The organism is Georgenia sp. Z1491, assembly GCF_049856175.1.
In the GTDB taxonomy this organism is placed as follows: Bacteria; Actinomycetota; Actinomycetes; order Actinomycetales; family Actinomycetaceae; genus JB111.
The window spans coordinates 46,672-59,223 of sequence record NZ_JBNDNA010000001.1 but is presented as its reverse complement, the minus strand read 5'-3'; the positions used below and the strand labels follow the sequence as shown (position 1 = coordinate 59,223).

The 12,552-nt window shown below is 72.8% G+C and carries 11 protein-coding genes; 6 read left to right on the top strand and 5 right to left on the bottom strand.

Annotated features, from left to right (window positions below; genetic code table 11):
• Nucleotides 1–13 precede the first annotated feature (13 nt).
• Nucleotides 14–976, bottom strand: coding sequence for an electron transfer flavoprotein subunit alpha/FixB family protein (locus ACPYO4_RS00295; RefSeq protein ID WP_425707204.1), 963 nt, complete (start codon nt 974–976; stop codon nt 14–16).
• Complete coding sequence (locus tag ACPYO4_RS00290) at nt 973–1,740, bottom strand: electron transfer flavoprotein subunit beta/FixA family protein (protein WP_425707203.1); 768 nt, start codon at nt 1,738–1,740, stop codon at nt 973–975. The genes ACPYO4_RS00295 and ACPYO4_RS00290 overlap by 4 nt, the downstream gene beginning before the upstream one ends.
• Before the next feature lie 364 nt (nt 1,741–2,104).
• Here ACPYO4_RS00290 and ACPYO4_RS00285 point away from each other — a divergent pair, with 364 nt between their 5' ends.
• From ACPYO4_RS00285 to ACPYO4_RS00260, 6 genes are all read left to right on the top strand, one after another.
• The gene (locus ACPYO4_RS00285; protein WP_425707202.1) at nt 2,105–6,421 is read left to right on the top strand and encodes a phosphodiester glycosidase family protein; all 4,317 of its coding nucleotides are present in this window, start codon (nt 2,105–2,107) and stop codon (nt 6,419–6,421) included.
• 215 nt (nt 6,422–6,636) lie between these two features.
• The gene (locus tag ACPYO4_RS00280) at nt 6,637–6,957 is read left to right on the top strand and encodes a putative quinol monooxygenase (RefSeq protein WP_425707201.1); all 321 of its coding nucleotides are present in this window, start codon (nt 6,637–6,639) and stop codon (nt 6,955–6,957) included.
• Nucleotides 6,958–7,089: 132 nt separating this feature from the next.
• A complete protein-coding gene (locus ACPYO4_RS00275) occupies nt 7,090–7,299 on the top strand; it encodes a hypothetical protein (protein ID WP_425707200.1) in 210 nt (69 codons plus the stop codon).
• A gap of 108 nt (nt 7,300–7,407) precedes the next feature.
• Entirely contained in the window at nt 7,408–7,833 is a 426-nt protein-coding gene (locus ACPYO4_RS00270) for a zinc-ribbon domain-containing protein (protein WP_425707199.1), read from the top strand.
• A gap of 168 nt (nt 7,834–8,001) precedes the next feature.
• Nucleotides 8,002–10,167 (top strand): S9 family peptidase, encoded by a 2,166-nt coding sequence (locus ACPYO4_RS00265; protein WP_425707198.1) that lies wholly within the window; start codon nt 8,002–8,004, stop codon nt 10,165–10,167.
• A gap of 121 nt (nt 10,168–10,288) precedes the next feature.
• Nucleotides 10,289–11,506 carry a YihY/virulence factor BrkB family protein gene (locus ACPYO4_RS00260; protein ID WP_425707197.1) on the top strand — a complete coding sequence of 406 codons (1,218 nt, stop codon included), beginning with the start codon at nt 10,289–10,291 and terminating at the stop codon, nt 11,504–11,506.
• Here the strand turns inward: ACPYO4_RS00260 and ACPYO4_RS00255 are convergent.
• From ACPYO4_RS00255 to ACPYO4_RS00245, 3 genes are all read right to left on the bottom strand, one after another.
• Complete coding sequence (locus ACPYO4_RS00255; RefSeq protein ID WP_425707196.1) at nt 11,417–11,629, bottom strand: helix-turn-helix transcriptional regulator; 213 nt, start codon at nt 11,627–11,629, stop codon at nt 11,417–11,419. The two genes, ACPYO4_RS00260 and ACPYO4_RS00255, sit on opposite strands and share 90 nt — an antisense overlap.
• 2 nt (nt 11,630–11,631) lie before the next feature.
• Nucleotides 11,632–12,141 (bottom strand): hypothetical protein, encoded by a 510-nt coding sequence (locus ACPYO4_RS00250; protein ID WP_425707195.1) that lies wholly within the window; start codon nt 12,139–12,141, stop codon nt 11,632–11,634.
• Between the two features lie 186 nt (nt 12,142–12,327).
• Entirely contained in the window at nt 12,328–12,540 is a 213-nt protein-coding gene (locus ACPYO4_RS00245) for a hypothetical protein (protein WP_425707194.1), read from the bottom strand.
• Between the last annotated feature and the right edge of the window lie 12 nt (nt 12,541–12,552).

Here is a 12,552-nt window from a genome sequence, read left to right as displayed (position 1 = left end):
GACCTCCCCGCCCTCAGCCGCGGGCGCGGATGGCCTCCAGCAGGGCGGGGACGATCTCGTGCAGGTCGCCCAGCACGCCGAGGTCGGCGAGCTCGAAGAGCGGGGAGTCCTCGTCCTCGTTGACGACGATGGTCGTCCCCGAGCGCTGCATGCCCGACGTGTGCTGGATGGCGCCGGAGATCCCGAGCCCGATGTAGACGCGCGGGGAGATCACCTCACCGGTCTGCCCGATCTGCGCGGCGAACGGCACCCAGCCCTCGTCCACGGCCGACCGCGTCGCGCCCACCGCCGCGCCGAGCGCGTCCGCGAGCTCCTCGACGACCGGCCACTGCTCGCCCGAGCCCACGCCGAGACCGCCGGCCACGACGACGTCGGCCTCCGTGATGGAGGGCCGGCCGCCCTCGGTCGTGGCCACCTCGCGCTCGTGGACCTGCGCGCCAGGTGAGGTCGGGGCGGGCAGCTCGAGGCGCCGGCCGGCACCGGGCGTCGCCGCGGGCGGGTCGGTCGTGGGGTCGACGACGATGATCGCCACCTCGCCGGTGGACTCGGCGGTGACGGTCCACTGGTTCCACAGGACCGGCTGCCTGGTGGTGAGCGTGCCGCCGGGGGCGGTGAGGCGGTCGGCGCCCCACAGGGGAGCGACGCCGAGCCGCACGCCGAGCCGGCCGGCCGCCTCACGGGCGTCCGACGTCGCCGGGACGAGGACGACCGAGACGTCGCCGAGCAGCTCGGCGGCACCGGCGAGGGCGTCGACGAGCGGGGAGACGAGCACCTCGGCGCCGGGCACCGGTGCGAGGGCGACGACGTCGGCCCCGGCGGCCGTGGCCGCGGCAGCGATCGCGTCGTGGTCCGCGGCGGGGGCAGAACCGACGGCGACGACCTCGCCGGCGTCGAGGGTGCGGGCGAGCGGGAGGAGCGCCAGGGAGTCGGCGGTAGCCGCCGCCTCGGCGGTCTCGAGGAGGACGAGGACGGTCACGTGGCGGCTCCGATCGTGCCGGTGGAGGTGAGGAGGTCGACGATGCGCTCGACCGCCTCGTCGGTGTCGGTGACGAGCTCGGCGCGCGTGCGCTCGGCCGCGGGCTCGGCGCCGGTCACGCGCCACGCCGCCCGCGGCACGTCGAGGCCGAGGTCGTCCAGGCCGAGGACCTCGACGAGCTTGGTGCGGGCGGACCGCAGCCCCATGAAGTTCGGGATCCGCGGCTCGGCCGCCTGCTCGACCACCGACGCGACGAGGGGGACGGGTGCGCTGACGGTCCGCGCGACCGGGCCGGACACGCGCCGCGCGCTCAGTACGTCGGCGTCGAGGGAGACGTCCTCGACGTGCGTGACGTGCGGGAGCCCGAGCAGCTCGGCGAGCATCGCCGGCACCATGCCGCCCATGCCGTCGGTGGCGAGGTTGCCGGCGAGCACGAGGTCCGCGTCCAGGCGGGTGACGGCGGCGGCCAGGACGCGCGCGGTCGTCAGCGCGTCGGCCCCGGCGAGACGGTCGTCGAGCACGTGCACCGCGTCGTCGGCGCCGGCGGCCAGCGCCTTGCGCAGGGAGGGCTCCGCGAGCGCGGGCCCCATCGTCAGGGCGGTCACCGTGTCGCCGTCGCCCCGCAGCTCCTCGGCCACCGCGATCGCGCGCGAGTCGGTCTCCGAGAGCACCCCGCCCTCGCGGACGATCCGGCGATCCTCGCCGGCGAGCACCGCCGGCTCCTCCGGATCCGGGACGTGCTTGACGAGCACGACGATCTTCACGGGGTCACTCCTCACGGTCGGGGCGCTCCCGGCCGACCGCACCGCGTGGGGCGCGTGCCCGGCCGGGCGCATCCCGCCCATCCTCCCTCACACCGCGCCTCCGTCGGGAGGTCGTGCGGCGTCGGAGCAGTGCCCGGTCGCCGTGGGAGGTGCTCCAGGGGCCACGGTCGTGGGCGGGGAAGGGACGAACGTCCCGCCGTCGAGAACGTCCTCCACGCCCGTCCCCACCTGCGTGCACAGGTCGTGCACGACCTCTCCTGCGCGCCGCTTCCAGGACACCTCGGGTCCACCCGTGCGACAGGTTCGGTCCACCCGGTGGCGGTGGGATGGCCCCACCCCTTCCCGGTTCTCCCAAAGGACGGTTATGTCAGCTGTGCCCGGACGACGGCGCTCCCGCGTCGCCGCCACCCTCATCGGTCTGCTCGCCTCGACGAGCGTGACCGCGACCCTGCTCGCCCCCGCCGGTGCCACGCCCCTGCCGGGCCCCGACCAGCCCACGCCGGGCGACACCGCGGAGCTCGACGCGGGCGCCGAGACCGACTCCGCGGCGCCCGAGGCGCCCGCCGCGCCCGAGGCTCCCGACGACGGCGGGGCGACCGCCACGGACGGCCCGGGCCCCGACGAGCCCGAGGAGGTCGCCGACGACTACCTGGACGTCACCAACGACGGCACCGCGATCGTCAGCGAGCAGACCGCGACCCGGATCGCCCCGGGTGCGGTGCTCACCGAGCTCGAGCGGCTCGAGTCGGCCGGCTGGCTGCGCGGTGCGATCCTCGACATCGACCTGACGAACCCGGCGATCTCTCTGGACTACATGGACGCCGGCGAGGTCGCCGGTACCTCGACGATCTCGGACATGATCGACGAGGCCGACGCCGTGGCCGGCATCAACGGGTCCGGTTTCGACATCAACAACTCCGGGTCGGCCAACGGCATCGGTGTCGACCCCGAGGCGGGCATCGTGACCTCGCCGAACCCGGGTGACAACGCCGCGCTCGTCATCGACTCCCAGGGCCTGGGCCTCATCACCGAGGTCTTCATGGCGGGCGTCGCCGTGGCGCCCGACGCCGGCTGGCAGGTTCCCGTGCACGGCGTGAACGCCTCGACGTGGGACACCTCGGGCCTCGCGGTGTTCACCGACCGGTGGGGAACATACGCCCGCGCGAACTCCCTGGCCGACCGCGACGGAGCCGTCGAGGTGTGGATCGACCGTGAGTCGCGCGTGACCCAGGCTGCTGCCCCGGTCGGCGAGGGCGAGATCCCCGAGGGGATGCGCGTCGTCGTCGCCCCCGCCGGCGAGCTGGCCGACCGGCTGAGCACCCTCGCCGTCGGCGACCGTCTCCAGGCGACGTACTCGGTCCGCTCCGACGCGGACGAGGTCGTCCTGGCCCTCGGCGGTCACGGCGGCTCCAACGCCATCATCCTCCAGGGTGGCGTGCGGCAGGAGGCGACCGACCAGACCGTGCACCCGCGCACGGCAGTGGGCCTGGACCGGGCCGGTGAACACCTCTACCTCGTCGTCATCGACGGGCGCCAGGCGGTGTCGCGGGGCCTGAGCCTCGACGAGCTCGGCCTGTTCATGCAGCAGATCGGCTCGTACAACGCCCTCAACCTCGACGGCGGCGGCTCGACCCAGATGAACGCCCAGCGCCCGGGCGAGGCCGACGACGAGATCGTCAACACCCCCTCCGACGGCGAGGAGCGCGAGGACGGCAACGGCATCGGGGTCGTCGTCGGCCCGAGCTCCGGGATCGTGCACGACTACACCGTGCGTGCCGAGCAGCGCCCAGCCAATGCGAACCGGGTCTTCCCCGGTCTGCACCGTCAGCTCGTGGCGCTCGGCTACGACGAGGTGATGCGCCCGGTTGACACCCCGCCGGACGCGTGGGCCTCCGCCGACGAGGCGGTGGCCTCCGTCGACCAGGACGGCCTGCTGACCGCGGCGGCCGGCGGTTCCACGACCGTCTCGGTGTCGACCGAGACCGAGCTCGGCAGCGCCACCGGCGAGACCGACATCGAGGTTCTCGGTGAGCTCGTCCGGCTCGAGGTGTCGTCGAACGTGGTCTCGCTGCCCGACCCCGACGCGACGGCGGCACTGACGGTCTACGGGTACGACGCCCAGGGCTACATCGCTCCGATCGAGCCGGCCGACCTCACTGTCGAGGGCACGAACGAGGTCGTCGAGCTGACCCCCGCGACCGACAGCACGTTCGACATCAGCGCCCTCGTGGACTCGGGTTCGGCGAACATCACGCTCGCAGTCGGAGACATCACGGTCGAGGTCGCCGTGCTCGTCGGGCTCGACGACCTCGAGATCACGAGCTTCGACGAGGAGGGCGGCTGGTACAACTACGGTGCCCGCAACGACGGCTCCTCGATGACCATGGTCGACGAGGGCCGGACCGAGGGGGATACCGCCGCCATCCAGGGCGAGGCTGTGTTCAGCGACTCGACCGCGACACGCACGATGAACTTCGCGCCCAACGACCACGACTTCGAGCCGATCGACGGCCAGCTCCAGTCCGTCTCGGGTTGGTTCCGGGGCGACGGGCGCGGAGAGCCTGAGACCTACTTCTACTTCGTCGACGCCAACGGGGTGGGCCGGGCCATCTACGGCCCGTCCGTCACCGGCACGGAGTGGCAGGAGATCACCGTCCAGGTGCCCACCGACTGGGCGCAGCCGCTCACGTTCAGCCACGTCGCGGTCTACGAGGCCTCCGCGACCACCTACGACACGACTGTCTGGGTGGACGACATCACTGCCACGGCCGCACCGATCGCCGATGCGCCCGAGGTCCCGGTCTGGGAGGACCCGTCGCTCTCGCTCGCGAACGCGGCCGACGACGCCGGCCTGCGGGTCGCCGTGATGTCGGACGCGCAGTTCGTGGCGCGTGCGCCGGAGTCGCCGCAGGTGGAGAACGCGCGTCGTGGTCTGCAGGAGATCGTGGCGGCGGACCCGGACCTGCTGGTCATCAACGGTGACTTCACGGACGAGGCGGCGCCGGAGGACTTCGACCTGGCGCGTCGGATCCTGACCGAGGAGCTGGGCGAGGATCCGGTGGTGCCGTGGATCTATGTGCCGGGCAACCACGAGATCATGGGTGGCCCGATCAGCAACTTCGTCGACGAGTTCGGTGAGACGTCGACGGTGCGGGACGTGGCGGGGACGCGGATCATCACGCTGAACTCGGCGACCGGTCGTCTGGGTGACGACTTCGGTCAGATGGTGATGCTGCGTCAGCAGCTGCTGCTGGCCCAGCTCGACCCGGAGATCACGGGCGTGCTGGTGTTCTCGCACTACCCCCCGCGGGACTTCCTGCCCGGCTCGCCGTCGGCGATGGCCGACCGACTCGAGGCCGCCACGCTCGAGACGTGGCTCGGTGAGGTCGAGGCCTCGGGCCGGTCGGCGATGTTCGTCGGCGCGGGCGTGGGCGCGTTCGACATGGCCACGCGTGACGGCGTGGAGTACCTGACCAACGGCAACGTCGGGAAGTCGCCGAACTCGACCCCGGACCGCGGCGGGTTCTCCGGCTGGTCGATGATCGGGCTGGACCCGGCCGCCGGGATGCACGACACCGACGGCGAGTGGTCCGAGGTCGAGATCCGGCCGCTGGTGGACTCCCTGGAGATCTCGGGCGGCACGGCCGTCGAGGCCGGCTCGCCGCTGGACCTGGACGGCACGATCGTCCAGGACGAGCGCCGGGTCCCCGCCGACTGGCCCGTGTCCGTGCGGTGGTCCGGCGACGACGAGACCGCTGTCGACGCCGGTGCGGAGGTCCCCGAGACCGCCGTCGCCACCGTCGACCCGGCCTCCGGCGTCGTCACCGCGATCCCGGGTCGCGCCGTCGTCGACGGTGAGCTCGTCACCGTCGAGGAGGGGGAGACTCCGGGCTACGCCACCGGCGAGACGGACGTGCCGGTGACGGTCTCCCTCGCCGTCAACGACGCGGTCGCCGAGCACGAGGTGGACGTCCACCTGCCGGCGTACTCGTCGACCCCGGCGTTGGAGAACGGGTTCTTCCTGGATGACGACTGGGGTGGGATGCATGAGCACGTGTTCCGGTTCGGTCGGCCCGGGGACGAGGTCTTCGTCGGCGACTGGGACGGGGACGGGACCGACACCCTCGCTCTGCGCCGGGGCAACGTGTTCTTCGTGCGCAACAGCCTGGGTTCCGGGTCCGCGGACGAGGTCGTGGTCTACGGCCGGTCGGGGGACACGATCCTGGTCGGTGACTGGGACGGCGACGGCGCGGACACCTTCGCGGTGCGTCGCGGCGCGGCCTATCACGTGCGCAACACGATGACCCCGGGCCCGGCGGACACGATCGTGACCTACGGCCGTGAGGGGGACACCGTGCTGGTCGGGGACTGGGACGGCAACGGGACCGACACCCTGGCGGTACGGCGCGGGAAGACGTACTACGTGCGCAACACGCTGACCGACGGCGTGGCGGACACGGTGTTCAACTACGGCCGGACCCAGGACACGATCCTGGTCGGTGACTGGGACGGTGACGGGCTGGACACGTTCGCGGTGCGTCGGGGCAACGAGTACCTGCTGCGCAACGACCTGGTCGACGGGAACGCCGAGATCACCCACCTCTACGGCGAGCCCGACGACGAGATCCTCGTCGGTGACTGGGACGGCGACGGGACCGACACCCCCGGCATCCAGCGCTGATCCACCCCGCACCACCCCCGACGGCGGGGCTCACCACCCCGGGCGAGCCCCGCCGTCGGACACGTCCGCGTTCGACGAGCGAGCGGACGTCCTCCTCACGAGTGAGCGGACGTTCGCACGACGCGTGCACGGACAGGGACGCCCGAGCGCGCTGGGCGTGCCACCCTCGTGCACGGATCAGAACCGGGCAATGCCGAGTAGTAGAAGGAGCACCGATGTACTTCATCGTCGTCAGGTACGAGGTCAGGCCGGAGAGCATCGACGCCTGGCCCGAGATCGTCCGGGAGTTCACCGAGCGGACGCGGCAGGAGCCCGGCAACCTCTTCTTCGAGTGGTCGCGCAGCATCGACCGTCCGTCGGAGTACGTGCTCGTCGAGGGATTCACCGACGACGGCGCGGCCCCGCACGTCAGCAGCGCCCACTTCGCCGCCGGGCTCGAGGCCATGCGCCCGCACCTGGTGAGCACGCCGCAGATCATCTCCCGTCAGGTCGACGGCGAGGGCTGGGACGAGATGGGCGAGCTCCAGATCCCCTGACACGGCACGCTGCGGGCGACGACCGGGATGCGGGGGCTGATGCCGGTGCGCGCCGGCACCGAACGCGCCCGGCCCTCCCACCCCGGCACCGACCGCACCGGGCCCGCCTGCTCCGGCGGGTAGCGTCGAGCCATGCCCGACGCTCCCGCCAGCCGCCCCCTTCCCCCGCAGTGGTCCCAGCTGATCATCTCGATCGTCGTCGGCGCGATCCTCGGCCTGCTCTGGGGGCTGTGGCGCGGCGACCTCGGACGGTGGGTGATCCTCGGAGCGATCGTCGGCGCGGTCAGCGGGCTCTGGGCCGAGATGCGGCTCGCGAGGGAGCGCCGGGAGCGCGACGGCTGACGGCTGGACCGCGAGAGCCCGGTCGTCCGAGCGCGCCAGCCGTGCGCGCGGGAACCTCTCCCCGACCGGTCGCGTGGAGAGTGCGGTGCCGCGCTCTAGTCTTCCGCCATGATCATCTGGGGATCGCGCACGAAGCGGCGACACGTCCTGACCACCAACCTCGTCTGCAGCCGGTGCCACAACCCGGCCGCCAACCACCTCTTCCTGCTCATCACGAAGTTCACGCTGTTCTTCATCCCGCTGTTCCCGGTCTCGAGAAAGCGGTTCCTGGAGTGCACCTTCTGCGGCACCCAGACGTCGCTGAGCAAGGAGCAGTTCGAGCAGCTCGAGCAGGCGGCCGAGCAGGGCGGCGGCGCCACGCAGGGGTACGGCGGGCCGGCGCAGTCCGTGCCCGACGGCTACGGCCAGCAGGGCTACCAGCAGCAGGGGCAGTACGGCGGCCAGCAGGGCTACCAGCAGCAGCCGGGGCAGTACGGCGGCCAGCAGCCCGGCATGCAGCAGTACCCCGGCGCGAACTACCACCCCCAGGGCTGACGCGTCGCACTGCTCGGTCTGCACACTCGACGACCAGGAACCTCACGCTCGACGACCGGGAACCGCACACTCGACGACCGGGAACCGCACACTCGACGACCAGGAACCGCACGCTCGACGACCGGAAACCGCACGCTCGATGAATCGGGGGGTGGGTAGCCTCGGGCGGTGAGCACCGCCGCCGATCTCCCGCAGCCGCCCGCCCCGAAGCGCGTCGAGCACCATCGCACCCACCACGGTCACGACTTCGTGGACCCCTTCGACTGGATGCGCGACAAGGAGTCCCCGGAGGTCGTCGCCCACCTCGAGGCCGAGAACGCCTACGCGGACGCGCGCACGGCCCACCTCGCCGACCTTCAGGAACGGATCGTCGCCGAGATCAGGGAGCGCACCCAGGAGACCGACACCGACGTGCCGGTGCTCCAGCGTGGCTGGTGGTACTACACGCGCACCCACGAGGGGCTCCAGTACCCCACCTGGCACAGGGTGGCCGACACCGGGGCCGGCCGCCCGGACCCCGCCGGCGAGGTCGAGGGCGAGCAGCTCGTCCTCGACGGCAACGCCGAGGCCGAGGGGCGGGCCTTCTTCAAGGTCTCCGAGATCGTCGTCGCCCCCGACGCCCGGCACGCCGCGATCGGTATCGACCTCGACGGCGGCGAGCTCTTCGACGTCCGGGTCGTCGACCTCGACACGGGGGAGACCGTCGACTCCGCCGTCCGGGGCGTCGGCTACGGGCTGGCCTGGACGACGGACTCCGCGCGCCTGGTCTACGTGCGCACCGACGACGCCTGGCGGCCCCACGAGGTCTGGAGCCACGTCGTCGGGTCCGACCCCGCGTCGGACGAACGCCTCCTGCGCGAGGACGACGAGAAGTACTGGACGTGGATCGAGACCTCGCGGGACGCCCGCTGGCTCGTGGTCCACCACGCCTCGACCACGGCGGCCGAGGCGGTCCTCGTCCCGCTCGACGGCGGTGCGCTCCGCCCGCAGGTCGTCTCGCCGCGACGACCGGGCCTGGAGTACCAGGTGGAGGTCGCGGGTGACCACCTCCTCGTGGTCCACAACCTCCACCAGAAGGACTTCACCCTCTCGACGGCGCCCGTCGGCCCCTCGTCCCCCGAGGACTGGACCGACCTGCTCCGCTCCGCGGACGGCGAGCGCATCCTCCTCGCGCACGCGTTCGCCGACCACGCCGTCGTCGAGCTCCGCTCCGGAGGGCTGCCCGCCCTGCGCGTCCTGCCCCGCACGGACGGCCGCGATGCCGAGGCCGGCCCGACCTCAGCATCCGGCCCCGCCGGCGGCGCACCGACCTACGGGGCCGCGCGGGACGTCGTCGTCGACGGCGAGCTCACCGCCGTGGCGCTGGGCGACGTGCGCGAGTGGCGCACCGACGAGCTCCTCCTCGAGACCCAGTCGTTCCTCACCCCGCCCACGGTCTCCGCCTACTCGATGCGGGACGGCACGTCCGAGGTGGTCAAGCGGAAGGCCGTGCCCGGGTACGAGCCCGGCCGCTACGTCGAGCGCCGCGAATGGGCGATCGCGCAGGACGGCACCCGGATCCCGCTCTCGGTCGTGCACCGGGCCGACGTCCCGGCCGACGGCACCGCGCCCGGGCTGCTCTACGGGTACGGCTCCTACGAGGTGTCGGTGGACCCCGCCTTCAGCGCCGAGCGCCTGCCGCTGCTCGACCGGGGCGTGGTGTTCGCCGTCGCGCACGTCAGAGGCGGCGGCGAGCTCGGCCGCTCCTGGTACGAGGACGGCAAGCTCGACCGCAAGCGCAACACCTTCACCGACTTCGTCGACGCCGCCCACCACCTGCTCGACTCCGGGGTCGTCGCGCGCGGCCGGCTCGCCGCCCAGGGCCGCTCGGCCGGCGGGCTGCTCATGGGCGCCGTGGCGAACCTCGCCCCGGAGACGTTCCGCGTCATCCACGCCGGGGTGCCGTTCGTCGACGCGCTGACGACGATCCTCGACCCCTCGCTCCCGCTGACCACGGGGGAGTGGGAGGAGTGGGGCGACCCGCTGCACGACCCGGCGTTCTACGACTACATGGCCACGTACGCGCCGTACGACAACCTGCGCGCGGCGGCGTACCCGGCGATCCTCGCCACCACCTCGCTCAACGACATCCGGGTGATGTACGTCGAGCCCGCGAAGTGGGTGGCGCGGCTGCGCGAGGTGACGACCTCGGACCCCGCCGAGCGACCGGTGCTCCTGCGCTGCGAGATGGTCGCCGGGCACGGCGGGCGGTCGGGTCGGTACGACCGGTGGACCGAGCGGGCCCAGGAGTGGGCGTTCGTCCTCGACCAGCTGGGGGCCACCGCACGGCCCTGAGCGCTCGGCCGCCGGCCGGGCTCGTCCGGCCCTCCCGCCGGGCCCGCTCGCCGAGAACCTGAGGGCGGTCCGACGGCCCGACGTCCCGGCTGCGAGCCCGCTCCTGAGCCACGCTGAGCACATGAGGACGGGAGCGGGCGCGCACCGGGTGCCGGAACCCGCCGACGGCACGCCGTCGACCTGGTGGTACGTCGCCCGCCGGACGGTCGCCGAGTTCATCGACGACCAGCTGATCGACCGGGCGGCGGCGCTGACGTTCTTCGCGGTCCTGTCGGTGTTCCCGGCACTCGTCGCCCTCGTCTCGGTCCTGGGGATCTTCGGCCAGGGCGTGACGACGACGAACGCCATCCTCACGATGCTCGAGGAGCCGCTGCCCGCCGAGCTGGTCGCCCAGCTGCGCGGACCGGTCGCGTCGATCACGGAGAACCAGGGCGCCGGGCTCGGGCTGGTCGTCGGCATCCTCGTCTCGATGTGGACGGCGTCGAACTACGTGTACGCCTTCAGCCGGGCGATGAACATCGTCTACGGCATGGAGGAGGGACGCCCGCTGTGGAAGCACCGCCCGGCGATGTACGTCCTGACGATCGTGCTCGTGGTCCTCGTCGGGGTGGCGGCCCTGCTGCTGGTCGTCAGCGGTCCCGTCGCGCGCTGGATCGGGGACCTCGTCGGGCTCGGTTCCACGGCCGTGATGGTCTGGAACGTCGTGCGATGGCCGGTGCTGCTGCTCGTGGTGATCGTGGTCATCGCGCTGCTCTACTACCTCACGCCGAACGCCCGTCTCGCACGGATGGGCTGGATGAGCCCGGGCGCGGCCCTGGCGATCCTCGTCGCCGGCATCGCCACCGTGGGCTTCGGCTCCTACGTGACCAGCTTCGGGCGCTTCAACGCCACGTACGGGGCTCTGGCCGGGGTCATCATCTTCCTGCTGTGGCTGTGGGTGATGAACCTGGTCATCCTCCTCGGCGCCGTCCTGGACTCCGAGATCGCCCGCGTGCGGCAGCTCCGGCGCGGGGTGGTGGCCGAGGTCGCCCTCCAGCTCCCGTTGCGGGACGACACCAAGCTGCGCAAGGTTCATGCCCGGCGGGAGCGGCTCGTGGCAGAGGGGAGGCGGCTGCGCCTCGCGCACAGCGGCCGGACCGAGGAGGCCCACCCGCCGGCCGCGGTGTCGGACCGGGCGGGGGAGCAGGCGCACCTGCCGGCCACGGCTGCGGACCGGCCCGGCGAGCTCTCAGATCGGGCCGGCGGGCAGTCAGGCGGGGCCGGCGGGCCCGTCGTCGGGGGTGAACAGGTCCTCGATCGCGCACCCGAAGACCCGCGCGAGCCGGAAGGCGAGCGGTAACGACGGATCGAACCTGCCCTTCTCGATGGAGATGACCGTCTGCCGGGACACGCCGAGCTCCCTGGCGAGCTCGGCCTGGGACATCCCCCGCTCGGCCCGGCGCTCGGCGACCGAGCTGCGCACCGTCAGCCGCCCCTGCGCGACAGGATCGCGTAGCGGGCCACCGTCGACCCCATGAGCAGGGCGACCACCCCGCTCAGCGCCCAGACCACGGGGAAGTCGACCGACGTGAAGACCACGGCGACGGTGCCGATGCCCGCCGCGAGGAGCGTGTCCATGGCGGCCCCCGAGGTCGCGCGCTCGAGCCACCGGGACTCGACGCTCTCCTCCGCGTGCGGGTCGGTCTCGAGGGTGGGTCCGATCAGCCACAGGTAGTAGATCGCGCCGATCGGGACGATCTGGCACGCCATGAAGACCAGGGCCACCAGCCAGGGCCGACCGGTGTCCGCGAAGGCCGGGATGAACGTCGCCGCGTAGGCGAGGGCTCCGGACGTGGCCACGGTAAGGGCGACGACGGCGGCCCAGCGGGCGAACCCGGCCCGAGGGCGCGGCTCGGCGGCGGGCGACGGCGCGTCCGGGGCCCCGGTCGCGGCGGCGTCCTGCCCCCCGGCGTCGGTGACATCGTTCTCGGTCATGGCGTCGGCTCCTTCACGGCTCGGGACCAGGACGGGCTCCGAGGTCGGGCGACGCGTCGTCCGACCCTCCGGTGTCAAGTGACCTTGACGCATACAGTCAAACGTCCTTGACGTCGTGTGTCAAGCGTCCTTGACGCGCGTTCCTGGTGGCGCGTCGTCCGATGCGATGGGTCGAGCCGGCCGTGCTCAGTCGGCGGAGGTGGTCGAGGCCGTCGCGTCGTCCGGTGCCTCGTCGCTCGACGTCGCGGACCCGGATGGGGCGGGCTCGGTCCCCTGGTGCACGGCGGTCGCGGACACGGCGGCCTCGTCGCGCGGCCCGAGGCCGATGACGGTGCGCGCGACGACGACGGCGAGCGCGAGCACGCCCACGACGACGAGGATCCAGGTCCAGTCCGGCATGTCTCTCCTTGG